The sequence below is a fragment of the Bradyrhizobium sp. CCH5-F6 genome (assembly GCF_001556045.1).
In the GTDB taxonomy this organism is placed as follows: domain Bacteria; phylum Pseudomonadota; class Alphaproteobacteria; order Rhizobiales; family Xanthobacteraceae; genus Bradyrhizobium.
The window spans coordinates 56401-82157 of record NZ_LSIC01000094.1; the positions used below are offsets into that span (position 1 = coordinate 56401).

30 protein-coding genes are annotated in these 25757 nt (G+C 64.6%); 11 read left to right on the forward strand and 19 right to left on the reverse strand.

Annotated features, from left to right (window positions below):
• The first annotated feature begins 159 nt into the window (after window positions 1-159).
• Window positions 160-1263, forward strand: coding sequence for an NAD(P)/FAD-dependent oxidoreductase (locus AX729_RS16715; protein ID WP_061024918.1), 1104 nt, complete (start codon window positions 160-162; stop codon window positions 1261-1263).
• Window positions 1264-1423: 160 nt separating this feature from the next.
• Here the strand turns inward: AX729_RS16715 and AX729_RS16720 are convergent, their stop codons facing one another.
• A complete protein-coding gene (locus AX729_RS16720) occupies window positions 1424-1603 on the reverse strand; it encodes a YdcH family protein (protein ID WP_061024920.1) in 180 nt (59 codons plus the stop codon).
• A 330-nt stretch (window positions 1604-1933) separates the two neighbouring features.
• On the opposite strand from AX729_RS16720, the gene AX729_RS16725 reads away from it, so the two are divergent.
• The 3 genes from AX729_RS16725 (at window position 1934) to AX729_RS16735 (ending at window position 2754) form a co-directional block, all read left to right on the forward strand.
• Window positions 1934-2140, forward strand: coding sequence for a YdcH family protein (locus tag AX729_RS16725; RefSeq protein WP_008546179.1), 207 nt, complete (start codon window positions 1934-1936; stop codon window positions 2138-2140).
• 121 nt (window positions 2141-2261) lie between these two features.
• The gene (locus AX729_RS16730) at window positions 2262-2480 is read left to right on the forward strand and encodes a hypothetical protein (protein WP_061024922.1); all 219 of its coding nucleotides are present in this window, start codon (window positions 2262-2264) and stop codon (window positions 2478-2480) included.
• Window positions 2481-2502: 22 nt separating this feature from the next.
• The gene (locus AX729_RS16735; RefSeq protein WP_061024923.1) at window positions 2503-2754 is read left to right on the forward strand and encodes a hypothetical protein; all 252 of its coding nucleotides are present in this window, start codon (window positions 2503-2505) and stop codon (window positions 2752-2754) included.
• Here the strand turns inward: AX729_RS16735 and AX729_RS16740 are convergent.
• Window positions 2751-3482, reverse strand: coding sequence for a GGDEF domain-containing protein (locus AX729_RS16740; RefSeq protein ID WP_082770454.1), 732 nt, complete (start codon window positions 3480-3482; stop codon window positions 2751-2753). The genes AX729_RS16735 and AX729_RS16740 overlap by 4 nt on opposite strands.
• A gap of 142 nt (window positions 3483-3624) precedes the next feature.
• On the opposite strand from AX729_RS16740, the gene purE reads away from it, so the two are divergent.
• Window positions 3625-4113: a 5-(carboxyamino)imidazole ribonucleotide mutase gene (gene purE, locus AX729_RS16745; protein ID WP_061024927.1), complete on the forward strand. Its 489-nt coding sequence runs from the start codon at window positions 3625-3627 to the stop codon at window positions 4111-4113.
• Window positions 4110-5216 carry a 5-(carboxyamino)imidazole ribonucleotide synthase gene (locus tag AX729_RS16750; RefSeq protein ID WP_061024929.1) on the forward strand — a complete coding sequence of 369 codons (1107 nt, stop codon included), beginning with the start codon at window positions 4110-4112 and terminating at the stop codon, window positions 5214-5216. Before purE ends, AX729_RS16750 begins: the two co-directional genes overlap by 4 nt.
• A gap of 37 nt (window positions 5217-5253) precedes the next feature.
• On the opposite strand, the gene aqpZ is transcribed toward AX729_RS16750, so the two are convergent.
• Entirely contained in the window at window positions 5254-5976 is a 723-nt protein-coding gene (gene aqpZ / locus AX729_RS16755; protein ID WP_061024931.1) for an aquaporin Z, read from the reverse strand.
• 261 nt (window positions 5977-6237) lie between these two features.
• Between aqpZ and rpsU the strand changes: the two genes are divergently transcribed.
• Together rpsU and AX729_RS16765 are read left to right on the forward strand one after the other, a co-directional pair.
• Window positions 6238-6534 carry a 30S ribosomal protein S21 gene (gene rpsU, locus AX729_RS16760; RefSeq protein WP_061024933.1) on the forward strand — a complete coding sequence of 99 codons (297 nt, stop codon included), beginning with the start codon at window positions 6238-6240 and terminating at the stop codon, window positions 6532-6534.
• Between the two features lie 126 nt (window positions 6535-6660).
• Window positions 6661-7293, forward strand: coding sequence for a tetratricopeptide repeat protein (locus AX729_RS16765; RefSeq protein WP_061024934.1), 633 nt, complete (start codon window positions 6661-6663; stop codon window positions 7291-7293).
• 22 nt (window positions 7294-7315) lie between these two features.
• On the opposite strand, the gene AX729_RS16770 is transcribed toward AX729_RS16765, so the two are convergent.
• From AX729_RS16770 to AX729_RS16825, 13 genes are all read right to left on the reverse strand, one after another.
• Complete coding sequence (locus AX729_RS16770) at window positions 7316-8287, reverse strand: hypothetical protein (protein ID WP_061024936.1); 972 nt, start codon at window positions 8285-8287, stop codon at window positions 7316-7318.
• Between the two features lie 93 nt (window positions 8288-8380).
• Window positions 8381-8665, reverse strand: a complete 285-nt coding sequence (locus AX729_RS16775; RefSeq protein ID WP_061024938.1) for a cupin domain-containing protein — start codon at window positions 8663-8665, stop codon at window positions 8381-8383.
• Between the two features lie 10 nt (window positions 8666-8675).
• Window positions 8676-9773, reverse strand: coding sequence for a calcium:cation antiporter (locus AX729_RS16780; protein ID WP_061024940.1), 1098 nt, complete (start codon window positions 9771-9773; stop codon window positions 8676-8678).
• A gap of 49 nt (window positions 9774-9822) precedes the next feature.
• Window positions 9823-11157: a sodium:proton antiporter gene (locus AX729_RS16785; RefSeq protein ID WP_197433613.1), complete on the reverse strand. Its 1335-nt coding sequence runs from the start codon at window positions 11155-11157 to the stop codon at window positions 9823-9825.
• 97 nt (window positions 11158-11254) lie between these two features.
• The gene (locus tag AX729_RS16790) at window positions 11255-12052 is read right to left on the reverse strand and encodes an alpha/beta hydrolase (protein ID WP_061024943.1); all 798 of its coding nucleotides are present in this window, start codon (window positions 12050-12052) and stop codon (window positions 11255-11257) included.
• A 22-nt stretch (window positions 12053-12074) separates the two neighbouring features.
• On the reverse strand, window positions 12075-12242 hold the full coding sequence (locus AX729_RS40500) for a hypothetical protein (protein ID WP_197433610.1): 168 nt from the start codon (window positions 12240-12242) through the stop codon (window positions 12075-12077).
• Between the two features lie 15 nt (window positions 12243-12257).
• A complete protein-coding gene (locus AX729_RS16795) occupies window positions 12258-13655 on the reverse strand; it encodes an NAD(P)(+) transhydrogenase (Re/Si-specific) subunit beta (protein WP_061024946.1) in 1398 nt (465 codons plus the stop codon).
• Between the two features lie 39 nt (window positions 13656-13694).
• Window positions 13695-14012 (reverse strand): proton-translocating transhydrogenase family protein, encoded by a 318-nt coding sequence (locus tag AX729_RS16800; protein WP_061024947.1) that lies wholly within the window; start codon window positions 14010-14012, stop codon window positions 13695-13697.
• A 21-nt stretch (window positions 14013-14033) separates the two neighbouring features.
• Entirely contained in the window at window positions 14034-15164 is a 1131-nt protein-coding gene (locus AX729_RS16805) for a Re/Si-specific NAD(P)(+) transhydrogenase subunit alpha (RefSeq protein ID WP_061024949.1), read from the reverse strand.
• A gap of 136 nt (window positions 15165-15300) precedes the next feature.
• Complete coding sequence (locus tag AX729_RS16810) at window positions 15301-15453, reverse strand: aa3-type cytochrome c oxidase subunit IV (RefSeq protein ID WP_008546229.1); 153 nt, start codon at window positions 15451-15453, stop codon at window positions 15301-15303.
• A 97-nt stretch (window positions 15454-15550) separates the two neighbouring features.
• Complete coding sequence (locus tag AX729_RS16815; protein WP_082770456.1) at window positions 15551-15946, reverse strand: type II toxin-antitoxin system death-on-curing family toxin; 396 nt, start codon at window positions 15944-15946, stop codon at window positions 15551-15553.
• A gap of 12 nt (window positions 15947-15958) precedes the next feature.
• A complete protein-coding gene (locus AX729_RS16820) occupies window positions 15959-16183 on the reverse strand; it encodes an AbrB/MazE/SpoVT family DNA-binding domain-containing protein (RefSeq protein ID WP_061024951.1) in 225 nt (74 codons plus the stop codon).
• Window positions 16184-16265: 82 nt separating this feature from the next.
• Window positions 16266-18233: a M3 family oligoendopeptidase gene (locus AX729_RS16825; RefSeq protein ID WP_061024953.1), complete on the reverse strand. Its 1968-nt coding sequence runs from the start codon at window positions 18231-18233 to the stop codon at window positions 16266-16268.
• 127 nt (window positions 18234-18360) lie between these two features.
• On the opposite strand from AX729_RS16825, the gene AX729_RS16830 reads away from it, so the two are divergent.
• From AX729_RS16830 to mepK, 3 genes are all read left to right on the forward strand, one after another.
• A complete protein-coding gene (locus AX729_RS16830) occupies window positions 18361-19857 on the forward strand; it encodes a sigma-54-dependent transcriptional regulator (RefSeq protein ID WP_061024955.1) in 1497 nt (498 codons plus the stop codon).
• A gap of 349 nt (window positions 19858-20206) precedes the next feature.
• Window positions 20207-22405 (forward strand): L,D-transpeptidase family protein, encoded by a 2199-nt coding sequence (locus tag AX729_RS16835; protein ID WP_061024957.1) that lies wholly within the window; start codon window positions 20207-20209, stop codon window positions 22403-22405.
• Between the two features lie 279 nt (window positions 22406-22684).
• Complete coding sequence (gene mepK / locus AX729_RS16840; protein WP_245325230.1) at window positions 22685-24292, forward strand: peptidoglycan L,D-endopeptidase MepK; 1608 nt, start codon at window positions 22685-22687, stop codon at window positions 24290-24292.
• Window positions 24293-24320: 28 nt separating this feature from the next.
• On the opposite strand, the gene AX729_RS16845 is transcribed toward mepK, so the two are convergent.
• From AX729_RS16845 to AX729_RS16855, 3 genes are all read right to left on the reverse strand, one after another.
• Entirely contained in the window at window positions 24321-24758 is a 438-nt protein-coding gene (locus AX729_RS16845) for a DUF1801 domain-containing protein (protein WP_061024961.1), read from the reverse strand.
• Window positions 24759-24828: 70 nt separating this feature from the next.
• On the reverse strand, window positions 24829-25101 hold the full coding sequence (locus AX729_RS16850; protein ID WP_008546273.1) for a DUF2312 domain-containing protein: 273 nt from the start codon (window positions 25099-25101) through the stop codon (window positions 24829-24831).
• A gap of 197 nt (window positions 25102-25298) precedes the next feature.
• Window positions 25299-25604 (reverse strand): DUF1244 domain-containing protein, encoded by a 306-nt coding sequence (locus AX729_RS16855; protein ID WP_061024963.1) that lies wholly within the window; start codon window positions 25602-25604, stop codon window positions 25299-25301.
• Window positions 25605-25757: the final 153 nt, after the last annotated feature.

Genomic DNA, 25757 nt, shown 5'->3' on the forward strand with positions numbered 1-25757 from the left:
TTTGGATCGGGTAAATGCCTGTACGTGCAATGGAAAAATGTAACGCGAACGACGGCAATTGCCCTGACATGATAAACGCCTCCTTAACGGAAAACGGCCCCGCCCCCTTATTTGCGAACCCGGTGCCACCGGCGCTTCCAGCGGACATCATCCACAACCATGGATAGGGTCGACTGCGTCGTCATCGGAGCCGGCGTGGTCGGTCTCGCGGTGGCTCGAAGGCTTGCGCAAGCCGGCCGCGAGGTGATCGTGCTCGAGGAAGCCGAGGCCATCGGCACCGTCACCTCCTCGCGCAACAGCGAGGTGATCCATGCCGGCATCTACTACCGCGCCGGGAGCTGGATGGCCCGCATGTGCGTCAGCGGCAAGCACGCGCTCTACCGCTACTGCGCCGAGCGCGGCATCCCGCACAGAAACTGCGGCAAGCTGATCGTCGCGACCAGCGCGAAAGAGACCGAGAAGCTGCAATCGATCAAGGCCCATGCCGAAGCTAACGGCGTGCTCGACATGCAGCTGCTGTCGGGGGAGGCCGCACGCGCGCTGGAGCCGGCGCTCGCCTGCGACGCTGCGCTCCTCTCGCCCTCGACCGGCATCATCGACAGCCACGCCTATATGCTCTCGCTCCGCGGCGAGGCTGAGGATGCCGGTGCGGCCTTTGCGTTTCACACCCCGCTGGTCCGCGCAAAGGCGACGGCCGGCGTCATCGAGATCGATGCCGGCGGCGAGACGCCGATGACGCTGCAGTGCAGCCTCCTCGTCAACGCCGCGGGGCTGTCGGCGACCAATGTGGCGCGCAGTATCGAGGGCATGCCGCTGGACCGGATTCCGCCGGCCTATCTCGCCAAGGGAAACTACTTCAGCTGCAACGCCAAGGCGCCGTTCTCACGCCTGATCTATCCGGTGCCCGAACCCGGCGGGTTAGGGGTACATCTGACCCTGGACATGGCGGGACAAGCGCGCTTCGGGCCCGACGTCGAGTGGATCGAAACGATCGACTACGAGGTCGACCCCTCACGGGCGGAACGCTTCTACCCGGCGATCCGCAAATACTGGCCGACGCTGCCCGACGGGGCGCTGATGCCGAGCTATTCAGGCATCCGCCCGAAGATCGTGCCGCCGGCTGTGGCCACGCAGGACTTTCTGATGCAGGGCCCGCGCGATCACGGTGTCGCGGGCCTGGTCAATCTGTTCGGCATCGAATCGCCCGGACTGACGTCGTCGCTCGCGATCGCCGATCACGTCGCCGAGCTCGCGGACATCTAGAGGTTCTCAAGCGAAGCGGATGACGGCTCGCGTCGAGAAAGACGCGTTCCAGCAGGACGCTGGCGCCGCGCAAAGATCTCGCATCCTGTGCAGGGATGAGCATGAATACTCTCACCCCTGCGTGAAGGATACGATCAACTCTACGCTGTTACGGGGGTTACTAGTGGAGCGTGTCGCTGTGCTTCAGACGCTCGATCTGGTCCTTGACCATCAACTTCCGGCGCTTCAACTCAACAATTTGCAGGTCGTCCGTTGAAAGGTGCACGAGAGCATCGTGCAGTTCGTTTTCCAGAAGTTTGTGCTTCCGTTCCAATTCAACGAGATGTGCCTGAATTGTCATTCGAAACCTCCTCGGTAGGGTTGAACCTCAGGATTCGATCCGGACAAGGAAGTCTACATCACCGATTCGTTCTGTCGATGGGTATCCGTCGTCGCAGTGTCATTTTTGAAATTTCATATGTAACGAAGCGTGACTTAAAGGGAACCGCTCGGGAAAATTCCATGATATCAATACTCCCGCGCAACGCCGCACCAGCCTGCAGAAATATGTTGCGGGAGACCGGCGAGCGAGGACCGCAGATCGCTTGCGATCACGCTGCGCAAGGACGATAATTTCCACAGGGCATCCACAGCCCAGATTCACGCCTATCGGTTTTCGGCCACCGCAGACATGACCAATGAAGATGAGCGTGAGCTCGAAGCCGAGCTCACCCGGTTGCAGCAGGAACACCGAGATCTCGACGCAGCGATCGATGCATTGCATCAATCGCCCGCACCCGACCTGTTGCGCTTACAGCGGCTGAAGAAGCGCAAGCTGTTGTTGCGTGACCGCATCGCGTTCATCGAAGACCAGATTACCCCCGACATCATCGCCTGATCGTGAGCCGGCCTTCGCCGCGGCTTCACCCCACCTGAATCCGCTTGACTCCATAAGAACAAAATAGGAACATTCTGCGACGCCTCAGAAAGCGCCCAGCAAGGACACGAGGACAACGCAGATGTCGGCAACGCCCCTTCTCGACAACCGCCACTATGAACAGGCCTGCGATCAGGCGATCGCGATGTGCGACGGCAATCTGCGCAGCACTATCAAGGCGCTGATCATGGCCAACGAATATCTGGAAGCCGAGCTGGAGGAGCTGCAGGCGGCGATTTCCGCCGGTTGCATTCCGGAGACCTCGCGCAGCAGGATGCGGAGCAAGAGCAGCGCCGCCTGATTTTCAAGATCGGAGCAACGCCATGTCGGATGTGACCTACTACGTTGCAATGCCCTTTTTTATCGACGCCGACGGATCGGCCGTCGCTGGCGCGGCGGAGGAGTGTCAGTCCTCGACGGCGGCGCTACGACGCGCCGAGATTTTGGCGCGCGGCGCGGGCCATATCGGCGCAGTCGCGTTCAGCCGCAGCGGCGACCCCATGACCGGCGAATTCGGCGATGCGACGCTGCTGCGCAAGTTCGGCAACGTGCCCGAAGATCTCGCGACCCTCTAACGCTCGCTGCCGACCAGCCTGATACGCGGCTCGTGCCGGCGTCGCGCCTTGCGCACGTACATTGCGGCATCGGCCTCTTCCAGGGCGCGGGCTGGGTCGGAGTGTGGACCGAGCAGCGCGACGCCGGCGGAGGCGCCGGCGGCCACGGATTCCCCACGAAAAACGAAAGACAGTTCGTCGATCGCCTGCTCGAAGGTCGCGGCCTTCGCCTTGGCGTCGGTCTCGCTGAGATTCCAGAGCAGCAGCGCGAACTCGTCGCCGCCGAGCCGGCCGACCACGTCGGAGGCACGAACCTGCCGCGTCAGCGTGGCGACGATCGCCTTGAGCACCTCGTCGCCGGCGGCGTGGCCGAAGGAATCGTTGATCGGCTTCAGGCGGTCGACGTCGAGCACGATCAGCGCCCCGCTGGCGCGGTAGCGCTTCATATAGGCGATGGCGCGCGCGAGCTCGCGCTCGAAGCCGCGCCGGTTGGGAATCTCGAGCAGAAAATCGGTGTCGGCCGCAGCTTCCAGTTCCGCGATCCGGCGCTGCGCCTCCTTGAGCTTGGCGCGCAAGCTCCGGATTGTCGCCCTGACGCTTTCCTTGGCTCGATCGTCGCCCGCCGCGGCGCGCCGCGTGGGCTTCGCCGGACGCCTGGTCAGCGGCTTGGCAGGGGCCTTGGATCGGCCGGCGCCGGTCGTCCGGCCCTTTTTGGCCTTCGCAGCGGTCGCCCTTTTCGGTTTCTTCATGGGCATCCTGCTCAATGAAGGCTTGCGGGGATTCACCAAGACAGGATAGTGGATTCCCTTCTCCTTGCCACCGCCTTGCGATCCGCCGGCCGGACCCGTTAATCTGGCCTATCTTTCTGTTTTTCCGGGCAAAATTGACCTCATGACCGCGCCGATCGCCATCATCATGGGAAGCCAGTCGGACTGGGACACGATGCGGCATGCCGCCGACACGCTTGACGCGCTCGGCATTGCCGCCGACAGCCGCATCGTCTCGGCACACCGCACCCCCGACCGGCTGTTTGCTTTCGCCAGGGGCGCCAAGGCCGCGGGTTACAAGGTCATCATCGCGGGCGCCGGTGGCGCCGCACATCTTCCCGGCATGGCGGCAGCGCTGACGGAACTTCCGGTCTTTGGGGTTCCCGTCGAATCCAAGACCCTCAAGGGGGTCGATTCGCTCTATTCGATCGTCCAGATGCCCGCCGGCATCCCGGTCGGCACCCTCGCCATCGGCAAGGCCGGCGCGATCAACGCCGCGCTGCTGGCGGCCGCCGTGCTGGCATTGTCCGACCCGGCCTTGTCCGACCGCCTCGCCGCATGGCGCAAGGCGCAGACTGAGGCTGTTGCCGAACGCCCGGAGGACAAGGCGTGACTGACACCAGGCACGTGAAGCTGAAGCCCGGTGACACCATCGGAATCCTCGGCGGCGGACAATTGGGGCGGATGCTTGCCATGGCGGCGGCGCGGCTCGGCCTGCGCTGCCAGGTGTTCTCGCCCGATCCGGATTCGCCCGCCTTCGACGTCGTGCTGAACGCCACTTGCGCCGAATATGCCGACGTCGAGGCGCTCGAGCTGTTCGCCAACGACGTCGACGTCATCACCTACGAATTCGAGAACGTGCCGTCGGCCGCCGCGATGGTGCTGGATGCGCGCCGCCCGGTGCTGCCCAACCGCAAGATCCTCGAGACCACCCAGGACCGGCTCGCGGAAAAGGATTTCGTCACCCGGCTCGGCATCGGCACGGCCGCCTATGCCGACGTCACCTCCGTCTCCTCGCTGCGCGAGGCGATCGCCAGAATCGGCCTCCCGGCCGTGCTCAAGACCCGCCGCTTCGGCTATGACGGCAAGGGTCAGGCCATCATCCGCGAGGGCGACGACATCGCCAAGGTGTGGACCAGCCTCGCCACCAAATCGGCGATCCTGGAGGCCTTTGTACCGTTCGAACGCGAGATATCCGTGGTCGCCGCGCGCTCGGCCGCTGGACAGGTCGAGTGTTTCGACGTCACCGAGAACGAGCACCGCGACCACATCCTGAAGATATCGCGCGCGCCTGCGCCGATCCCGGACGCGCTCGCCGAGGAAGCGCGCAGCATCGCCGGAAAGATCGCAGACGCGCTCGACTATGTCGGCGTGCTCGCCGTCGAGATGTTCGTGCTCGCCAACGGCACCGGACCGAAGGTGCTGGTCAACGAGATCGCCCCGCGCGTGCACAATTCCGGGCACTGGACGCTCGATGGCGCCTCCGTCTCGCAGTTCGAGCAGCATATCCGCGCCATCGCCGGCTGGCCGCTCGCCAAGCCCGTGCGCCACGGCGAAATCGTCACCATGACCAATCTGATCGGCGACGAGATCAACGATTACGAAAAGTGGCTGAGCGTGCCGGGCGCGACCGTGCACATCTACGGCAAGGGCGCGCCGCGCCCAGGCCGCAAGATGGGCCACGTCACCGAAGTGCGCCCCACCACACGCAAGTAGCGGGACCGCGGCGTCGGCCTGCGATCCCGCCTTGCGATCACGCCGTCTTCACACCTGCGACGACGCCGGCGGGCTCCTCGCTGAGCCAGCGATAGATCACCCCGCCCAGCGCGCCGCCGATCAGCGGTGCAACCCAGAACATCCAGAGCTGCGCGAGCGCCCAGCCGCCGACGAACAGTGCCGGGCCCGTGCTGCGCGCCGGGTTCACGGAGGTGTTTGTGACGGGGATGCTGACGAGATGGATCATCACCAGCGCGAGCCCGATCGCGAGCGGTGCGAAGCCCGCCGGCGCCCGGCCGTGCGTGGCGCCCATGATGATGAACAGGAACATCATGGTCATCACGACCTCGGTCAGGAAGCACGCGATCATGCTGTACTGACCGGGCGAATGCGCGTCATAGCCGTTGGAGGCAAAGCCCTTGGCGACATCGAATCCGGGCGCCCCGCTCGCGATGACATAGAGGAGCCAGGCGGCGACGATCGCGCCCGCCACCTGTGCGATCACGTAAGGGAGGACCTGCCCCGCAGGAAAACGGCCGCCCGCGGCGAGACCGACGGTGACGGCCGGATTGAGATGGCACCCCGAAATGTGACCGATCGCATAGGCCATGGTGACCACGCTCAGTCCGAAGGCGAAGGAGACGCCGACAAGGCCGATGCCGACCTGAGGGAAGCCGGCGGCGATGACTGCGCTGCCGCAGCCCGCGAATGTGAGCCAGAAGGTGCCGATGGCTTCGGCAGCGTATTTTTTCATGTCCATTAGGGTCCCCTTTTTGCAAAGATTCCGGAACGAAGCTCCGGTCGCGGCCCCGCCATCGGCGTCGAACCGCCCAAATCGGGGCCATACGGAGATACTTTCGCCGCATTTAATGGCCGAACTTGGCCCGAAATCCCGCTTGGGCGGTGGACATCCGAGGTTTTGTCTGATACATCCGCGCGCTCAAGGTTAAGGGCTTGCGCGTTTCGCCATCCCCTTCGTCTTACCAGAATTCAAATCCGATCCACCTAAAGAGGATGCCGCGTGCAGGTTCTCGTTCGCGATAACAATGTTGATCAAGCTCTCAAGGCGCTGAAGAAGAAGATGCAGCGCGAGGGGATTTTCCGCGAGATGAAGCTCCGCGGTCATTACGAGAAGCCCTCCGAGAAGAAGGCCCGCGAAAAGGCCGAAGCCGTGCGCCGCGCGCGCAAGCTGGCCCGCAAGAAGCTGCAGCGCGAAGGCCTGCTGCCGATGAAGCCGAAGCCGGTGTTCGGCGCCGGTCCCGGCGGCGATCGCGGTGGTCGTGGCGGCCCGGGCGCGGGTCCGCGCGCACCGCGCTGATCGTCCGGCATTTAGCAAGAGTTCAGTTTTCGATGACGCGGGCCCCTGGCCCGCGTTATTGTTTGTGAACGGTGCCTTCCTGGGACGGGGCACTACCGATGCGGCACCGGCGCGAGCGAACCGTAGATGGCTTCCCCTTTCCCTCAGCGCGGCCTGGCCCGACGACGCCGGATCTGGCAGCAGCCGCTCGCCTTGGCCTTGATGGGGATCGCACTGGGCGGCTGCTCCTTCGATCTGGGATCGCTGCTCCCGGAAAAACCCAAGGCCGCCGCGCCGGCCGAGAGCGCGGTGAGCGCCGGCAACGTCAACGAAGCTCAGGCCCACACGGCGAAGGCCCAGTCCCTGGCCAAATCAGGCGCGACCGCGGCAGCGCTCGATGAGTTCAATCGCGCAGTCGGGCTCGATCCCTACAATGCGCAGGCACTTTACGGCCGGGCCCTGATCTACCAAGGCAACAACCAGCACGACTTCGCGATCGCCGATTTCACCGCCGCGAGCGGGCTCAACCCGCAAAAGGTCGAGCCGTTGCTCGGCCGCGCCAACAGCTATCTCGCACTCGGCAAGGTCAAGGAAGCCGCAGCCGATCTCGATGAAGCCTCGGAGGCCGATCCGCACAACGCCCAGGTCTGGATCGCGCGCGGACAGGTCTATGAGCGGCTGGGCGATAGGGCCAAGGCGGCGGCGTCCTACACCAGGGCCGTCGCGCTTCGCCCACGCGATGACGCCGCCCGCAGCGGCCTCGCCCGCGTCGGCGGCTGAGGATTGGCGCAGCGCGCAAGTCTCAATCGGGGGTGGCGCTCTTCGGCAGAACGGCGTTGAACATCGACTTCATGCCCGACAGCATCTCGTCGGCGACGTTCGTCTTCTTCGGCCGCGGCATGGTGGCACCGGCATCGGCACGCAGATCGAGTGGTGGCGCTATGACCGGCACGGGAATGTCGGCCGGTGGCGTCACCCGATTCGGATCGTCGCTGCCGATCGAGGCAGTGTACGGCGGATTGGCGCCACCGTTGCCATAGACCTCAGGTGAAGGGGTCGAAACCGTGATCGGCGGCGGCAGCGGACGGACCGGGGACGGCTCTACAGCAACGACCCGCGGGGTCTCCGGCGTGCGGGCGGCCTCCCGCACCGCAGGCTCCGCCGGCCTCTCGGCTGGCTTCGCATCGGAGGACCTCACCTCGGACGGCTTGGTTTCCGAGGATTTGACCTCGGCGGCTCTGCCTTCGGGCGACTTGCGCAGGCGCTCGATCGCAGCACGTGCGAGGTCGTTGGCATCAGGGGTTGCGGCCGGAGCCGCGGCAGCTGGCGCCGAATTGGCCTCGACCACAGGGGCGGCGGAAGCAGGCGCGTTGCCGGCGGGGGTGGACGTCGGCGTGGACTTGGCGACCGCCTTTTCGCGGGCGGACGGCTTGGAGCGGGTCTCGGCCGGCGCCACGTCCGGAGCCTTCTCGGCAGCTTTCTCAGTCCCCTTGGGCTCGGCGACCGGCTGGTGATGATCGGCCGCCCTGTCCGGCGCCGGCTTGTCGGTCACGCTCTTCTCGGAGATGCCCTTGGCCTTGACGCCGGGCGCAGGAAGGTTGGCGACATCAGCAGGCTTGCCGTTCTGGCCGGCATCGGCGGGCGCAACCACGGCCGCGGGGGCGTCAGCCGCGGGCTTGGCGTTGATGTAATGATTGACGATGTAAGCCCCGATGATCGTCGCGAGCACCGAGGGGAAAATATCCATCGAGATTTTAGCGAGGTATTTCAGCATTTCTCGGCCACTCCCCGCGCGATCTGATGCGGGAACTTTAGGGCATTGTGAGGGATCAACTGCGACGGATCGATGGCAGACAGGTACGCCAACCTACGGTTTCAGCTCGATTTCAAGGAACACGATCTCAGTTGAGGTTTCGTTAAGCACGTCATGCTGAACGCCGGCCTTGCGGAAGTAGGATTTCCCGGCAGCGAGCTGCGCCTTGGACCGTTCGCCATTGGGCGCCACGATGGTCATCTCGCCGGCGACGACCGGAACAATCACATAGTCCATCCCGTGGGTGTGATGCCCGGTCGCGCTGCCGGGCGGAAGGCGCCATTCCGTCACCCGGACCTGTTCATTGTCGACCTGAATTTCGGAATTGGCAGCAAGCATCGGAATTCCCCTAGGGCACGAACACCATGAATACGTAGACGGCAAATACCACCATATGGACCAGCCCGAACAGGACATTGGTCCTGCCCGTGCCGAAGGTCAGCATGCTGAGGAGGAAGGTCAGCAGCAAAAGCACGCTGCCCTGGGCGTTGAGACCGAGCTCGAGTTCCTTGTCGAGCGCGTAGGTGGCGATGCCGACGGCCGGAATGGTCAGCCCGATGGTCGCCAGCGAGGACCCCAGCGCGAGGTTGATGCTCTTCTGGAGGTCGTTCTTGCGGGCCGCCGACACGGCCGCAAGACCTTCCGGCATCAGAATCAGCAGCGCGACCAGAAGTCCGGTGAAGGCCGGCGGCGCGCCGATCTTGGCCGCGACGGCGTCGACGACCAGCGAGAATTTCTTGGCGAGCAGCACGACCGCCAAGAGCGCAACCAGCAGCAGCACGACGCTGAGCGCCAGCATCCTGCCCGACAGATGCGCCTCGCCGCTGCCGCCGTCTCCCCGATCGTGGACGAAGTAGTCCTTGTGCAGGACGGTCTGGGTGTAGAGAAACACCCCGTACAACGCGAGCGTGACCACGTCGACGAAGCCGAGCTGAACCGCGGAATAGACCGGGCCGGGCGTGGTGGTGGTGTAGTTCGGCAGGACCAGCGTGATGGTCGCGAGCGCGAACAGGACGCTGAGATAGACGTTGGCGCCGGAGAGCTGAAAGCCCTGCTCGCGATAGCGCAGGCCACCGATAAAGATGCAGAGGCCGACGAGGCCGTTGCAGACGATCATGACCACGGCGAACACGGTGTCGCGCGCCAGTGCCGGCGCGGGCTTGTCGCCCAGCATGATCGTGGTGATCAGCGCCACCTCGATGATGGTCACCGAGAGCGTCAGCACCAGTGTTCCGTAGGGTTCGCCGACCCGCTCCGCGATCACTTCGGCATGGTGAACCGCGGCGAACACGGTGCCGAACAGGACGACCAGGAGGACGACGGCGAAGGCGAGCCCGCCGAGCGACAGCGTGAACACGTAGTCCGTCGCGCCGACGGCTGCGAACAACAGCACGGCCAGCCCCGGGAAGATCCAGGCCGACCGGGGCATCGGACTATGCGCGCTCATCCACCACTTCCATTTGCTTGAACGAGCAGTAGCAAATCAGGCGCGATATTCAATGCCAGTGCAGGATCGGCGCCACCGGCAGCAGCGTCAGCAGCAGGAACAGCGGGATCAGCACGGCGCCGGCGCGCAAGAAATAGCCGAAGAAGCTCGGCATCTTGATGCCGCTCTCGCTGGCAATGCTGCTCACCATGAAGTTCGGCGCATTGCCGATATAGGTGAGCGCCCCCATGTAGACGGCCCCCATGGAGATCGAGGCAAGCGTGCCCGAGAGCTCGTGCATCAGCACCTGCGGGTCGCCGCCGGCAAGCTCGAAGAACAGGAGATAGGTCGGCGCATTGTCGAGGAACGCGGACATCAGGCCGGTGAACCAGAAATAGGCGACATCGCGCGGCGCGCCGTCCGGCGCCGTCACCGCCGACAACAGCCAGGCGAAGGCGCCCTGATGGCCGGCATTGAGCATGGCAATGACCGGGATGATGGCGACGAAAATGCCCGCGAACAGCTTTGCGACCTCGCGGATCGGCTCCCAGGTAAAGCCGTTGGCCTGCCTGTGCTCGTCGGGCGTCAGCCACACCGACAGCGCGGCGATGGCCAGCAGCGCAAGATTGCGCAGGACGTCCTCCAGCTCCAGCTTGGTGCCCAAGATGTCGAACGCGATGCCGGACGTCCACATCGCCGACGCGAGGAGGCTCGCCACGATGGCCGCGATCAGCACGAGATTCACCAGGCCGCGAATGCGCAGCGGCTCCGCGCGACCTGTATCTACGGCCGGCGGCTCGCTGCGGAATCGCCAGACGTCGATGGCGACGAAGATGGCCAGCAGCAGTCCGGCCACGATGACGGTCTGCAACCAGATGGTCCGCGTGGTCCAGAAGAAGTCGACGCCGTGCAGGAAGCCGACGAACAGCGGGGGATCGCCGAGCGGGCTCAGCGCACCCCCGACATTGGCGACGAGGATGATGAAGAAGATGACGACATGGACGTTGTGCCGACGCGGCCGGTTGGCGCGGATCAGGGGACGGATCAGGATCATCGCGGCACCCGTGGTGCCGACGATGCTCGCCCCCAATGTGCCGAGCGCGAGGATGCCAAAATTGGTCGCCGGGGTGGCCCTGATGTCGCCGGTGATCAGAATGCCGCCGGCCACGACATAAAGCGAGAACAGCAGCACGATGAAGCCGAGATATTCGGCGAGCACGGCATGGACGAGCGCCGCCAGCGTCGCCGTGCTCCCGGCAAAGACGACGAGCGCAGCGAGTGCCAGCAGCGCCCAGGCCGCGGTGATCTTGCCGTAGTGATGATGCCAGATCCTGGGGAACAGCAGCGGCCCCATTGCGATCGAGAGCAGGAGCCCAGCAAAGGGCAGCGCATAGGGCCAGCGCATCGCAGCACCATCGAGCGCGGTCGCTGCGAGCGCATTCTGGGGCAGAAGCGTCAAGCAGAAGACGGCGAGCGCGGAACCGCAACGTGCAAATGAACTGTCAACTGCCAATGAAATCTCTCGCCGCTTCGATTGCGCCATATTGATCGAGATCGTCGTGCCCGCCGCCCACCATGCGAATGAACCGCTTGGGCTCATGGGCGAGTGCGAACAGACGCTCTCCGAACGCGATCGGAATGGCAAGATCATTGGTGCCATGCATGACGAGCAGCGGCACCGTGACGCGCGCGATGCGCTGGTCCGAATGAAAGAGATCGCGCATCAGGAGGCGGACCGGAACAAACCAGAACGACGAAACCGCAATGTCGGCCGTCGATGTATAGGGCGCCTCCAGGATGAGTTTTCCAACGCGGTGCTCCGAGGCGATGGCAACGCCCACGCCCGTTCCCAGAGAGAAGCCCCACGCGACGATGCGCTCCGCTTCATAGCGCGCAGTGGTGAAAGCATAAGCGGCCGCAGCATCGCTCAGCAGCCCCTGTTCGCTCGGCGCCCCGCTCGAACCGGCATAGCCGCGATAGGACAGCGCGACGAGGCCGGTGCCGTCGGCCGTCATTGCCTTGAAGCGGCTGATGCGACCGGCGAGATAGTCGCCGTTGCCCGGAAAATACAGGATCACGGGACGGCCAGGCTTCGCGGGCACGTGCCATGCGATGACCTTCTCGCCGTCCGACGTGGTCAGGACATGCTCCTCCGCCTCGGGCAGGCCCGCGGCGGCGGGGGCGGTGCGGCCGACGGGCGGAATCGGAAACAGCATCTCGCGTTGGCGCGCATACAGCACGAGGAGACCGACGCAATAGACGGTCACCAGCACGATGGCGGTCCACTTGACGATGGTCATCATTGCGCGGCCGGTCTCCGGCTCAGGGCTTGCGCCGGCGCAGCAATTTCATGACATCGGGCCGGAGGCTCGCCGGGACCTCGCGGCAGCCGCACGCCGCCTTGTGGGCGGCGTGCCATTCGACGCGCTGCGCGCGCGTCGCCCTGGGCGGCATGAGATGGGACCGGTGCCATTCCTTGTTGATGGCCACGATCCCCCTCGCGCGCTACATCGCCTTGACGATGTTCTCGGTGACCTTCTTGGCGTCGCCGAGCAGCATCATCGTGTTGTCGCGATAGAACAGCGGATTGTCGATGCCGGCATAGCCGGAGGCGAGCGAGCGCTTGATGAACATCACGGTGCCGGCCTTCCAGACCTGGAGCACCGGCATGCCGTAGATCGGCGAGGTCTTGTCCTCTTCGGCCGCCGGGTTGGTGACGTCGTTGGCGCCGATCACGAAGGCGATGTCGGCCTGCGCGAATTCTGAGTTGATGTCCTCGAGCTCGAAGACCTCGTCATAGGGTACGTTGGCTTCCGCGAGCAGCACGTTCATGTGGCCGGGCATGCGTCCGGCGACCGGGTGAATGGCGTATTTCACCTCGACGCCTTCCTTCTTGAGGACGTCGGCCATCTCGCGCAGCGCATGCTGGGCCTGCGCCACCGCCATGCCGTAACCGGGCACAATGATGACCTTGGAGGCGTTCTTCATGATGAAGGCGGCGTCGTCGGCCGAGCCGAGCTTGGCCGGCTTCTGCTCGCCCGTGCCGCCGCCGGCCGCGGCGGTCTCGCCGCCGAAGCCGCCGAGGATGACCGAGATAAAGGACCGGTTCATCGCGTGGCACATGATGTAGGACAGGATCGCGCCCGAGGAGCCGACCAGCGCGCCGGTGATGATCAGCGCGGAATTGCCGAGCGTGAAGCCGATGCCGGCGGCGGCCCAGCCGGAATAGGAGTTCAGCATCGAGATCACGACCGGCATGTCGGCGCCGCCGATCGGGATGATCATGAGCACGCCGAGCGCCAGCGCGAGGATGACGATCATCCAGAAGTCGAACGCGCTGCCCGACAGCACGAGGCCGACGATGAAGAATACCAGCGCCAGGGCCAGCGCGATGTTGATGATGTGGCGGAACGGCAGGAGGATCGGCGCACCGCTCATCCGCGCGGACAGCTTCAGGAACGCGATCACCGAGCCGGTGAAGGTCAGCGCGCCGATGGCGACGCCGAGCGACATCTCGATCAGGCTCTGCGGATGGATGTTGCCGGGGGTACCGATGCCGAAGGCCTCGGGCGCATAGAACGCGCCGGCAGCGACCAGCACCGCGGCCATGCCGACCAGCGAGTGGAAGGCGGCGACCAGTTCCGGCATCGAGGTCATCGGCACGCGGCGGGCAATCACCGCGCCGAGTCCGCCGCCGATCGCCACCGCTAGGATGACCAGGATCCACGCCACGCCGTCGGCCGGCGGATGGCTTGCGAGCGTGGTTACGACCGCGATCGCCATGCCGATCATGCCGAACAGATTGCCCTGGCGCGACGTCGCCGGGCTCGACAGCCCGCGCAGCGACAGGATGAACAGCACCCCCGCCACGAGATACAAGAATGCAGAGAGATTGGCGCTCATCTCAGGTCCCCATTGATCCCTTCAGCCCGAGGTGGCCGCTCACTTCGACTTCTTCTTGTACATCGCCAGCATGCGCTGGGTGACGAGGAAGCCGCCGAAAATGTTCACGCAGGCGAAGACGAGCGCGACGAAGCCGAAGCCGCGCGCCCAGCCCGAGCCGCTCGAAACCATGCCGACACCCACCGCGAGCAGCGCGCCGACCACGATCACCGAGGAGATCGCGTTGGTCACGCTCATCAGCGGCGTATGCAGCGCCGGCGTCACCGACCACACCACGAAATAGCCGACGAAGACGGCGAGGACGAAGATCGACAGCTGGAAGATGAAGGGGTCGACGAGCTGTGCTGCATGCTCCATGGCGGCTCTCCTTAAACCCGATTAAGTTGATTTGGGCTGGAAGTTCGGATGGATCACGGCGCCGTCTTTCGTCAGCGCGGTGGCCTTGACCAGTTCGTCGTCCCAGTTGACGGCGAGCTTCTTCTCCTTCTTGTCGACCATGGTCTCGATGAAGGAGAACAGATTGCGTGCGTAGAGGCTGGAGGCCGAGGCCGCGACGCGGCCGGCGACGTTGGTGTAGCCGACGATCTTGATGCCATCGAGATCGACGACCTCGCCCGGCTTCGCACCCTCGACATTGCCGCCGCGCTCGACGGCGAGATCGACCAGCACCGAACCCGGCTTCATCGACCTGACCATCTCGGCGGTGACGAGCTTCGGCGCGGGCCGGCCGGGAATCAGCGCGGTCGTGATCACGATGTCCTGCTTCTTGATGTGCTCGGCGGTGAGCGCGGCCTGCTTGGCCTGGTACTCCCTCGACATTTCCTTGGCGTAGCCGCCGGCGGTCTGCGCGTTCTTGAACTCCTCGTCCTCGACGGCGAGGAATTTCGCGCCGAGGGATTCGACCTGCTCCTTGGTCGCCGGGCGAACGTCGGTCGCGGTCACGACGGCACCGAGACGGCGTGCGGTCGCAATCGCCTGCAGGCCGGCGACGCCGACGCCCATCACGAACACCTTGGCGGCGGGCACCGTGCCTGCCGCGGTCATCATCATCGGGAAGGCGCGGCCGAAGGCCTCGGCGCCCTCGATCACGGCGCGGTAGCCGGCGAGATTCGCCTGCGACGACAGCACGTCCATCACCTGCGCGCGCGTGATGCGCGGCATCAATTCCATAGCAAAAGCGGAGACCCCGGCGTCGGCCATCGTCTTCAACGCGGCCTCGTTGCCATAGGGGTCCATGATGGCGATGACGAGCGCGCCGCGCTTGTACTGCGCGAGCTCGGACGCCTCGGGACGCTTCACCTTGATGACGATGTCGGCGTCCTTGAGCGCATCGGCGCTGACGGTGGCGCCCGCGGCGGTGAATTCCGAATCCGGCAGCCCCGACTTGAGGCCGGCGCCCGGCTCGACGGCGATCTCGGCGCCCAACGCCCTAAACTTCTTCACCGTATCAGGCGAAGCGGCGACACGCGGCTCCGACGGATCGATTTCCTTGGCAACGGCGATCTTCATGGGCCCTCCGGCGACGCGGGAAAAGCGCGCACGCGAACTTAGCGTTACTCCCGCAACGTTGGATACCGGTTTTCAATCCGGCTTAGATGCAAATTTTATGGGCACCGACGGCGCTGGCGGTGCGGCAGGCGATGGATCAGGTGAGGAAGATCGCCATCAGGATCACGATGAGCGCGACCGAGACCGTGCCATACTTCACCAGCTTGATGAAGCCCTCATAGGTCTGCTCGTGGGCAACGTAGTCGTTGCCGTCGGCCGTGGTGTAGGCCACTTCGCTATGGTCAGCCATGGATCGTCCCCAGTCGAAAGTCGAATTCTCGGCTGGCAATACCGCAAAGCTTCGGGCAGGGCAACGGCACGCAGGCGGGGTTTTCCCGCAAATCGGCTCATTTGGAATCCCAATTGTCGCGGATCCAGCGCGTCAGGCTCTCCTCGCTGACTTCGCCAGCAGCAAGTGAGAGGATGATGGCCGTCGCCTCCGCAGGATCGGGACTGAAGGCCGCGCCGTTCTTGTGCAGGAAGACCATCATCGCAATGAAGGCAATGCGCTTGTTTCCATCGACGAATGCAGGGTTCTTCGCGAGACCAAACGCGTAGGCTGCGGCGAGTTCATCCAGCGGAGCCCGCTGGTAGCGCCATTTGTTGATCGGCCGGTCCAGCGCCGATCGCAGCATGCCGTCATCGCTTAGCCCCGGCGCACCGCCAAAACGGCGAAGCTGGCGGCTGTGAATTGCGACAGCCTGCTCATGGCTGATCCACAGCGGCTCTTGAGGCTCGCTCATCCGGTCAGCCAGCTATTTTGCGAGCGTAGCGAGCGTGTCGCGATACTTGTCCATGATCTCGTCGGCGATTTCCATCGTCCGCTCGAAATCCGGATCGTAGGGCAACGCCTGGAAACCGCCGCCGGGCAATTCGACGATATGCAATTGCTGCCCGCGCTTGAGATCGAGCCGCTGCATTAGTTCGCGCGGCAGCAGCAGCCCGTCCGAATTGCCGATCTTCTTGATCTCGATTTTCATGGCTGCTCCAGCACGTTATACATGTGTATAACATCCCGAGGGGCCCAGTTCAACAGATGTTTTACTCGCGTCGGCGCGTGCGTCAGCCCATCGCCTCCAGTTCGTCGATCATGCCGGCGATGACGCTGAGCCCGCCGTCCCAGAACTTCGGGTCCTTGGCATCCAGCCCGAACGGCCGTAGCAGCTCGGAATAATGCTTGGTGCCACCGGCGGCGAGCATGTCGAGATAGCGCTCGGCAAAGCCCTCGGCCGCGTTCTCGTAGACGGCGTACAGCGAGTTCACGAGGCAGTCGCCGAACGCATAGGCGTAGACGTAGAACGGCGAATGGATGAAATGCGGGATGTACATCCAGTAGTTCTCGTAGCCCGCCTTGATCTCGATTGCCGGTCCCAGGCTCTCGCCCTGCACCGACAGCCAGATCTCGCCGAGCCGCGCCGCGGTGAGCTCGCCATTCTTGCGCTCGGTGTGGACCGCGCGCTCGAAGGAATAGAACGCGATCTGCCGCACCACGGTGTTGATCATGTCCTCGACCTTGCCGGCCAGCAGCGCCTGGCGCTGCTTTACGCTCTTGGTCTGGGCGAGCAGCCGCCGGAAGGTGAGCATCTCACCGAACACGCTCGCGGTCTCGGCCAGCGTCAGCGGCGTCGGCGCCATCAGCGCGCCGTTCTTCGCGGCCAGTACCTGGTGCACACCATGGCCGAGCTCATGGGCGAGCGTCATCACGTCGCGCGGCTTGCCCTGGTAGTTCATCAGCACATAGGGATGCGCGGACGGTGTGGTCGGATGCGAGAACGCGCCCGGCACCTTGCCCGGCCGCACTGGCGCGTCGATCCAGCGATCGGTGAAGAAGCGCTCGGCGATATCGGCCATCTCAGGCGAGAAACCGCGATAGGCCGTCAGCACCATGTTGCGTGCATCGGGCCAGCCAATGACGTCGGTCGCCGCAAAGGGCAGCGGCGCGTTGCGGTCCCAATAGGCCAGCCGCTTCCTGCCGAACCATTTCGCCTTCAGCGCATAATAGCGATGCGACAGCTTCGGATAGGCCGCGCGCACCGAGGCGACCAGCGCGTCCACCACCTCGCGCTCGACGCGGTTGTTGAGGTGCCGGGAATCCGCCACGTCCTTGAAGCCGCGCCAGCGGTCGGAGATGTCCTTGTCCTTGGCGAGCGTGTTGGTGATCAGTGCAAAGGTGCGCTCATTGGCCTTGAAAGTCTTGGCCAGCGCCTCCGCTGCGGCCTTGCGTTTGGCGCCGTCGCGGTCCTGCAGCAGATTGAGCGTCGGCTCGATCGCGAGCTCCTTGGATCCGACCTTGAAGCGCAGACCGGAGATGGTCTGGTCGAACAGGCGATTGAAGGCGGAATAGCCGGTCTGCGCCTTTTCCAGGAAGAGCTGCTCGAGCTTGTCGTCGAGCTGGTACGGCTTCTCCTTGCGCAAGTCTTCGATCCACGGACGGTAGTAGGCGAGTTCGGCCGCCTGCATCGCGCGGTTCAAAATATCGTCATCGATCCGGTTGAGCTCGAGCGCGAAAAACAACAGATGCGTGGACGCCGCCGTCAGGCGCTCGGACACGTCGCCGTAAAACTTTGAAATCGCGGGATCCATGCTGTCTCCGGCATGGACGAGGCCGGCATAGGAGCCGAGACGGCCGGCGAGATCGTCGATCGCCTCATAGCGTCGCACGGCCTCGGCGAGCCATTTTCCGCCATCTTCGTTTGCTGTCCCTGTCGCGAGCTTGCCCTTGTAGTCCGTCTCGAAGGCGACGCAGTCGGCATCCATCTTTTCGAGATCGCGCGCCACTTCGGGCGCATCGATCCCGGAATAGAGATCGGCCAGGTTCCACTCCGGAAGTCTGCCGACCTTGCTCGCAGGCTTTGCCGGCGAAGACTTTGAGTGAGAAGATTTGGAGTGACTTGCCTTGGGGAGAGATTTCTTGGCGGCAGATTTTGCGGCTGCGGATGTCTTGGTGGCTGGCTTGCGGAGAGCAGATTTCTTGAGGGCAGACTTTGTGAGAGCAGTCCTGGTGACGGCAGTCTTGGAGCGCGAAGTCATTGTGTGGGAAACCTGTGTTCAACAATCGCGACGGCGGGCGGGGGCATCAAGGCTTAAGCATGCGTTAATCGGCTTCGGCCAGAGTGCCCCGATTCGAGACAGATAGTAGTAGCGTGCGGGGAACACCATGGCTGCCAGTATTTTGATCGCCGACGACGACGCTGTAGCCCGCCGGTTGGTCGAGAACATGGTGCAGAAATGCGGCTATGAGACGGTCGTCGTGGACTCCGGCGACGCCGCGATTGCCACCCTCACCGCCCCCGACGCACCGGCCATCGACGCCGTCATCCTCGATCTCGTGATGCCCGGCCTCGACGGCATGGGCGTATTGGCGAAGATCCGCGAAGCGGGCCTGAGCATCCCCGTCATCGTGCAGACCGCCCATGGCGGCATCGACAACGTGATCTCGGCGATGCGCGCGGGCGCGGCCGATTTCGTCGTCAAGCCGGTCGGCGTGGAGCGGCTCCAGGTCTCCTTGCGCAACGCGCTCAACACCTCCGCCCTCAAGGGCGAATTGCAGCGCATCCGTCACAGCCGCGAGGGACGGCTGAGCTTCGCCGACATCATCACCCGCGCCGAGGCGATGGCTCCGGTGATGCGCGCCGCGCAGAAGGCGGCAGGTTCGTCGATCCCCGTGCTCATCGAGGGCGAGTCCGGCGTCGGCAAGGAGATGTTCGCGCGCGCCATCCATGGCAGCGGCGAGCGCAAGGCCAAGCCCTTCGTCGCGGTCAATTGCGGCGCGATCCCCGACAATCTCGTCGAGTCCATCCTGTTCGGCCACGAGAAGGGCGCCTTCACCGGCGCGACCGAGCGGCACATGGGCAAGTTTGTCGAGGCTCACGGCGGCACGCTGTTTCTGGACGAAGTCAGCGAGCTGCCGCTGACCGCGCAGGTCAAGCTGCTGCGCGCGCTGCAGGAAGGGGCCGTGGAGGCCGTCGGCGGCCGCAAGCCGGTCAAGGTCGACGTCCGCATCATCTCGGCAACCAATCGCAAGCTGCTGGAGCGGGTGAAACAGGGACATTTCCGGGAAGACCTGTTCTATCGCCTGCACGTGCTGCCGCTCACGATCCCCTCGCTGCGGGCCCGGCGCGAGGATATCCCGCACCTGCTCAGGCATTTCCTGGTGCGCTTTGCCGCCGAGGAGAACCGCCCCATCTCCGGCATCAGCGGCGAAGCGGTGGCGCAGCTTGCCCAGCTCGACTGGCCCGGCAACATCCGCCAGCTCGAGAATGCGGTCTATCGCGCCGTAGTGATGAGCGAGGGCGATCAGCTCGGCCCTGGCGATTTCCCTCTGCTCGCCTCGCAGCCGCATGCCGTCACGGACATTCCGACAGCCCCGCTGATGCTGGAGCCGGCGGCAACGCCTTCAATGGTGTCAGGTAATGATATACCAATCGCACCACTCCCCGCCGTGGGAACTCTCGCCATGCTCACTGCGACCGGAGATGTCCGCCCGCTGGAGGAGATGGAGAACGAGATCATCCGTTTCGCGATCTCGCACTATCGCGGGCAGATGTCCGAAGTGGCCCGGCGCCTCAAGATCGGCCGGTCAACGCTGTACCGCAAACTCGACGAAGCCGGGGTTCCCGGACATGGCGGCAAAAGCGGTGAGGAGACGCATTGAGCCTGGTGCGAACGGAGGTTCGGGCGACGGCGCGAGATGGCTGTAAGCCGTTAGCAGGACGACAGAATTCGACTGCCATTTGAACCGTGACCGGGAAGTGACAGACACAGGGAAAAGCGCGTGGCTGAAGCGCACAATCCGTTGCCAAGAGGCTCCCTTGAAGTCAGTTTGTCGTGAGTTGTCCCGGGTAGCGCTGGCTGCAAAATCGGGGCCTGTATATCGTCTGCGTAGGAATCGTTGCGTGCAGGCGTGCAACTTTCGAGAGGCCGGCGCAGTTTAGCCGAAGCTCATCAATAGGCGATAACGAAGCTGTTCCACGAGGGACAGCTCACCCGAGGGGTGCGACACAATGCGTGACTGTTTGAACCACCGTGCGGGCTTTGACCGTGTCTTGATGACGGTCGCGGCGACCTTCCTCACGGTGTCGGCCAGCTCGGCCCTGGCGCAGGATCAGGCGCGCAGCAGCGCCGCCGAGCTCGCGATCGAAGCCGCGATCCCGCGCCCCGAGCCGGCAAACGTCCCGCCCCCGACGGCAGCCGACATCAAGCTCGACACCACCGCGACGGTGCAGGATTCCGCGAAGGAAACGGCGAGGCAGCCGCTCAAGGCGGACGCCGCGCCAGCTCCGGACAAGGTCGAGACCAAGCCGTCCGACGTCGCCACCACACCCGCGCCTGAAGCCCCGAAGAGCGAGACGGCCAAGACCGAGGCTGCAAAGACCGAGCCTGCCAAGGCCGATACCGCGACCGCCACGCCGGCAGCTCCGACGGCGCCTGCGGCTGCAGCGGCTCCCGCCTCCGAACCGGTGAAGGCTGCGAGCAACGTGCCCGCCGCCGACCAGCCGGTCGCAGACAAGCTCAAGGACATCATCGGCGCCAAGACCTCGCGCCATTTCGACCGCAAGAACGAGCGCGCGGCGATCGAGAAGTTCTACGGCGCGCGCGATTTCGCGCCGGTCTGGACGCAGGGCGGCAACGTGACTGCTGCGGCCAAGGGCGTGATCGCACGGCTGAAGGACGCGGCCTCCGATGGCCTCAATCCCGCCGACTATCCGGTGCCGGATTTCGCCGCCGCCACCACGCCCGACGCGCTGGCCGACGCCGAGCTCAAGCTCACCGCCAGCATGTTCGACTATGCGCGCCATGCACAGAGCGGCCGCATGCACTGGTCGCAGGTCAGCGGCGACATTCTCTATCCCGAACATCCGGTCGACCCCAACGAGGTGCTCGCCAAGGTCACGACCGCGGCTGACGCCTCCGCAGCGCTCGACAGCTACAACCCGCCGCACAAGCTCTACAAGGAGCTGAAGGCCAAGCTCGCCGAGCTGCGCGGCCAGGGCAATGGCCCGGTGATCGAGATCGCCGACGGTCCGGCGCTGAAATACACCCCGGCCAGCAAGAAGCAGGCTGAAATCGTCGTGGAAGATCCGCGCGTGCCGCAGCTCCGCGCCAAGCTCGGCCTCGCCGAGAATGCCAGCGACACCCGCTACGACGCGGCGGTCGCCGAAGCCGTGCGCAAGTTCCAGAGCGGCGCCGAGATGAAGGCGACCGGTATCCTCGACGACAAGACCGTCAAGGCGCTCAACACTCCGAAGCGCGACAAGCAGATCGACGTGGTGCTGGTCAACATGGAGCGCTGGCGCTGGCTGCCGCGCGACCTCGGCGCGCCTTCGCTGGGAGATGCTTATGTCATCCTCAACGTTCCCGATTTTACATTGAAGGTGATGCAGCGCGGGCAGCAGGTCTGGACCACCCGCGTCGTGACCGGCAAGCCCGGCAAGCATGCCACCCCGCTCCTCACCGAAACGATGAAGTACATCACGGTCAACCCGACCTGGAACGTGCCGCCGTCGATCGTCTACAACGAGTACCTGCCGGCGCTGCAGCAGGACCCGACCGTGCTCCAGCGGATGGGTCTGAGGCTCGAGCAGAACCGCGACGGCTCGGTGCACATCTCGCAGCCGCCCGGCGAAGCCAACGCGCTTGGCCGCATCCGCTTCAATTTCCCGAACAAGTTCCTGGTCTATCAGCACGACACGCCGGACAAGCACCTGTTCGCCAGGGACGAGCGAGCGTTCAGCCATGGCTGCATGCGCGTGCAGAATCCGGATCAGTACGCCTCCGTGCTGCTCAATATCGTCATGCCAACCGAGAAGTACACGCCGGAGCGCATCCGCAGCATGTACGGCAAGAGCGAGATCGACCTGAAATTCCCGACGGCGATCCCGGTGAACATCACCTATCAGACCGCGTTCGTGGATGACGCCGGCAAGCTGCAATTCCGCAAGGACATCTATGGCCGCGACGCTGCCATGATCAACATCCTGAAGAACAGCCGCGGCAAGGACCTCGAGAACATCGTCGCGCACTCCCAGCCGAGCTATTCGCGACCGGCGACGACGCTGCCCTCCGGCGTCGCGGTGGCCAACAATGGCGGCGGCTTCGGCTCGTCCGGTCCGAACTTCTTCGAGCGGCTGTTCGGGGCGCCATCCCCGCCGCCGGCGCCGGTCGGCCGCCGGCCGCAGCAACAGCGGGTGTTCACCCGCTGAGGCACCGGCTCCTGATTGCCTGAAATTCTGCAATGAAATCAACGACCCCATCCCCTGGATGGGGTCGTTTAACGTTAACCATTCTCCACCAGTGTCCGGGCAGCGGGCTTTTTTTAGCCACAGTCAACCGCTTAGGATTGCATTCTGACTTGGTTTGGGGGCGAGAAGGTCAACCTCAAATTAACCTTCTCGCTTTAAGAAAGCGTTCATCCTCTTTCGCGCGCTAACGGGGTTGGCGGGAGAGTCCATTGAACGCTCGTCGACTGGGTGGGCTCATACGTGCTGACTGGTCTCGCACGCAAATTCGCTGTGCTGTCGTTGTCCCATGCGGGAGTGAAGGCCGGATCCAGAATCGGTCTTGCTGCCGCATTGCTGCTTGCTGCCGCGGGTTCGGTTCATGACGCGGCCGCGCTGAACGAGACCAAGACGCTCTCCTTCCACCACACCCATTCCGGCGAAGACCTCACCGTCACCTTCAAGCGCGACGGCCGCTACGACGAAACGGCGCTGAAACAACTCAATCGTTTCCTGCGCGACTGGCGCACCCAGGAGGAGACGGTCATGGACCGTCGCCTCTTCGACATCCTCTGGGAAGTCTATCGCGACGTCGACGGCAAGCAGCCGATCCAGATCATTTCCTCCTATCGCTCCCCCGCCACCAACGCCATGCTCCGCCGCCGCTCCTCCGGTGTGGCGCGCTCCAGCCAGCACATGCTGGGACATGCGATGGATTTCTACATTCCGGGCGTGCCGCTGGAGCAGATCCGCTTCGCCGGCCTGCGCCTCCAGCGCGGCGGCGTCGGTTTCTATCCGACCTCCGGCTCGCCCTTCGTCCATCTGGATACCGGCAGCGTCCGGCACTGGCCGCGCATGACGCATGACCAGCTCGCCCGTGTCTTCCCGGATGGAAAGACTGTGCATCTTCCGACCGATGGCGTTCCGCTGAAGAACTATGAGCTCGCCAAGGCCGAGATCGAGCGGCGCGGCAGCGGCGACGATGCCGGCAGCAAGCCGAATTTCTTTGCGGCTCTGTTCAAGAGCAAGTCGGCTCCCGCCGCGAGCAGCGACGAGGATGATGAGGGCGCGCCCGCGACGGCTGCGAAGCCGGCGGCGCCGACCGTGGTCGCAGCCGCTGCCAAGCCCGCCGAGCCGGTGCCGACGCCGCGCGCCAAGCCGCAAATGGCCGCAACCCTCCAGCTCGCTTCGGCCGACGCGCAGATCGTCGCGCTGCCCAAGCCGAAGCCCGTGGCCGACAAGCCGGCGGCCGGCAAGTCTGTTGATGGCAAGCTGGAGACCCCGGCCGACATCATCAATGCCCGCGGCTTCTGGGATGACGTGCCGGCCGCGCCGCAGCAGGCGACGCCGGCGCAGGTCGCAGCATTGAAGGCGCGCCAGGCGCTGGCCGCAGCCACCGATCCTCAGCCAACCGCGAGCGTGTCCAACGCAGCCTTCCAGGCGCTGGCTTACGCGCCCGCCGCCTCCCCGGTCGACCGCGCCAATGTCGTCGCCGCCTCCGCGCCGATCCCGCGCTCTGCCCGGCCCGCCTCGCGCCATCTTGCGCAGGCAACCGAGATCAACACGGTCGTCGGCAAGAGCATCGACGGCAGGATCGCAACCGCCACCCGCCTCTCCGCGGCCAAGGGCGAGAGCATCTGGCTCAAGATCGTGATGCTGTCGCCGAGCGCCAGCCGCGCGATGTCAGTGACGCTGATGGGCGAGCTCGACACGGTTGCGCTGCGTGCCTATTTCGTCAAGCCGCGGTCCGTGATCGCGATGGGCTTCGTCGACGATCCGATGCAGGGCCTGTCCTGCGACAGCTTCTCGGGCAGCGCCACCGCGAAGCTGGAGACGACGTCCTTCGTCGTGCGCACCGCCGCGCTGCGCTGATTCTTCCTCTTCCCGAGGAAACTCCGTCTCATCGCCGCGAAGTCTGTTTCGCTTTGCGGGCCCGCGGATCCAAATGATACGTCAGCGCCAGCGACAGGCAGACGGTGAGTTCCTGCTTCGGTAGCTTGCCTGATACGGGCAACAAGAGCGCCCGCGTCTGCCGGAACTCGAACTGATCGGGAAAGCGCTCGCGAAACGCATCGACCAGCGCCGTCCTGCAATTGAAGAGAACCGCGGCCTGCTCGGAATCCTTCAGATGACCGAGCCGGATCGTGGAGCCGCTGCCCGTCTCCTCCGTCAGATAAGCGGGTTCGCCCCATTTCAGCGTTTCAGTGAGCCGACCGACCTCCTGATGCGCTGCGGCGGTGCTGAAGATCAGCGCCCGCACCTGAAGCAGCCGCTTGCGGATCAGCGCCGGAAGAGCATCGAAGGCACGGCTCACCTCGGGCGGCAGCGGCTCCACGATCCGGCTCGGTCATCTGAAGGAGGTGCAACCCGCCGATTGTAGCCGAGTCTGGCTGGCTGGCGGCGGGGCTTCAGATCATCCCCAGCGCCTGCATGTAGGTCTCGAGAATGGTCTCGGCCTCGGCGCGCTCGTTGGGATCCTGCTTGCGCAGGCGCACGATGGTGCGTAGCGCCTTGACGTCGTAGCCGTTGCCCTTGCTCTCGGCATAGACGTCGCGGATGTCGTCGGAGATCGCCTTTTTCTCTTCCTCCAGCCGCTCGATACGCTCGATGATGGATTTGAGCTGGTCCTTGGCAAATTTCGTCGCGGGCTCGTCGTCGCGGACGGCGGCGGAGGTGGCCATCTTGGTACTCCCAATGGAACTGGCAAAACGAGGTGACGCCGGCATCCTCACCGCGCGTGCTGGGGAGAACCCTTAGGGTTGGCGTCACCTGCGTTCAAGCAAGCATCGCGCTCGTCCACAGCGCGCCCACACCTTCCTGCGCCGAGGCGAAGAAAGCTGTTGTCTGGTGCGACTCAGGCGATCGAGATCGGGGCCGTTCAATGCCCGCGGGGGTGGACCTTCTTCATCGCCTCGAGCTGCTCGGGCGTGGCCGTGCCCTGATACTTCGCCTTCCACGTCTCGTAGGGCATGCCGTAGACGGCCTCCCGGCTCTCGTCCTTGCTCAAGGGCACGCCCTGGGCGTCGGCGGCGTCCTTGAGCCAGTTGGACAGGCAGTTGCGGCAGAAGCCCGCCAGATTCATCAGATCGATGTTCTGGACGTCCGTCCGCGTCTTCAAATGGTCGACCAGGCGGCGGAAAGCTGCCGCCTCGAGCTCCGTTCTGGTTTTGTCATCGATTGCCATGGCTGTATTCCTCAAGGCCCGTCGCGATTGCGGTCACCCTTACGGGATCAGGTGGGGCCTGTCACAGATTTTGCCATATCGCGGCGCAAACGAGCCAAAGCCAGGCTTCGGGGCGCGTCCCCGGCCCTACGCCAAATCGTCAATGATCTGGTA

Excerpts from the sequence above, each read along its gene's own strand:
- AX729_RS16775 (WP_061024938.1), bottom strand. The coding sequence starts at position 8,665 with ATGCTTGCTGCCAATTCCGAAATTCAGGTCGACAATGAACAGGTCCGG.
- AX729_RS16795 (WP_061024946.1), bottom strand. The coding sequence starts at position 13,655 with ATGAGCGCCAATCTCTCTGCATTCTTGTATCTCGTGGCGGGGGTGCTG.
- AX729_RS16785 (WP_197433613.1), bottom strand. The coding sequence starts at position 11,157 with ATGCGCTGGCCCTATGCGCTGCCCTTTGCTGGGCTCCTGCTCTCGATC.
- AX729_RS16810 (WP_008546229.1), bottom strand. The coding sequence starts at position 15,453 with ATGGCTGACCATAGCGAAGTGGCCTACACCACGGCCGACGGCAACGAC.
- AX729_RS16765 (WP_061024934.1), top strand. The coding sequence starts at position 6,661 with ATGGCTTCCCCTTTCCCTCAGCGCGGCCTGGCCCGACGACGCCGGATC.
- AX729_RS16830 (WP_061024955.1), top strand. The coding sequence starts at position 18,361 with ATGGCTGCCAGTATTTTGATCGCCGACGACGACGCTGTAGCCCGCCGG.
- AX729_RS16730 (WP_061024922.1), top strand. The coding sequence starts at position 2,262 with ATGTCGGCAACGCCCCTTCTCGACAACCGCCACTATGAACAGGCCTGC.
- AX729_RS16740 (WP_082770454.1), bottom strand. The coding sequence starts at position 3,482 with ATGAAGAAACCGAAAAGGGCGACCGCTGCGAAGGCCAAAAAGGGCCGG.
- AX729_RS16850 (WP_008546273.1), bottom strand. The coding sequence starts at position 25,101 with ATGGCCACCTCCGCCGCCGTCCGCGACGACGAGCCCGCGACGAAATTT.
- AX729_RS16715 (WP_061024918.1), top strand. The coding sequence starts at position 160 with ATGGATAGGGTCGACTGCGTCGTCATCGGAGCCGGCGTGGTCGGTCTC.
- AX729_RS16835 (WP_061024957.1), top strand. The coding sequence starts at position 20,207 with ATGCGTGACTGTTTGAACCACCGTGCGGGCTTTGACCGTGTCTTGATG.
- aqpZ (WP_061024931.1), bottom strand. The coding sequence starts at position 5,976 with ATGGACATGAAAAAATACGCTGCCGAAGCCATCGGCACCTTCTGGCTC.
- AX729_RS16720 (WP_061024920.1), bottom strand. The coding sequence starts at position 1,603 with ATGACAATTCAGGCACATCTCGTTGAATTGGAACGGAAGCACAAACTT.
- AX729_RS16800 (WP_061024947.1), bottom strand. The coding sequence starts at position 14,012 with ATGGAGCATGCAGCACAGCTCGTCGACCCCTTCATCTTCCAGCTGTCG.
- AX729_RS16735 (WP_061024923.1), top strand. The coding sequence starts at position 2,503 with ATGTCGGATGTGACCTACTACGTTGCAATGCCCTTTTTTATCGACGCC.
- AX729_RS16855 (WP_061024963.1), bottom strand. The coding sequence starts at position 25,604 with ATGGCAATCGATGACAAAACCAGAACGGAGCTCGAGGCGGCAGCTTTC.
- AX729_RS16770 (WP_061024936.1), bottom strand. The coding sequence starts at position 8,287 with ATGCTGAAATACCTCGCTAAAATCTCGATGGATATTTTCCCCTCGGTG.
- AX729_RS16825 (WP_061024953.1), bottom strand. The coding sequence starts at position 18,233 with ATGACTTCGCGCTCCAAGACTGCCGTCACCAGGACTGCTCTCACAAAG.
- AX729_RS16790 (WP_061024943.1), bottom strand. The coding sequence starts at position 12,052 with ATGACCATCGTCAAGTGGACCGCCATCGTGCTGGTGACCGTCTATTGC.
- AX729_RS16805 (WP_061024949.1), bottom strand. The coding sequence starts at position 15,164 with ATGAAGATCGCCGTTGCCAAGGAAATCGATCCGTCGGAGCCGCGTGTC.
- AX729_RS16815 (WP_082770456.1), bottom strand. The coding sequence starts at position 15,946 with ATGAGCGAGCCTCAAGAGCCGCTGTGGATCAGCCATGAGCAGGCTGTC.
- AX729_RS16820 (WP_061024951.1), bottom strand. The coding sequence starts at position 16,183 with ATGAAAATCGAGATCAAGAAGATCGGCAATTCGGACGGGCTGCTGCTG.
- purE (WP_061024927.1), top strand. The coding sequence starts at position 3,625 with ATGACCGCGCCGATCGCCATCATCATGGGAAGCCAGTCGGACTGGGAC.
- AX729_RS16725 (WP_008546179.1), top strand. The coding sequence starts at position 1,934 with ATGACCAATGAAGATGAGCGTGAGCTCGAAGCCGAGCTCACCCGGTTG.
- AX729_RS16780 (WP_061024940.1), bottom strand. The coding sequence starts at position 9,773 with ATGAGCGCGCATAGTCCGATGCCCCGGTCGGCCTGGATCTTCCCGGGG.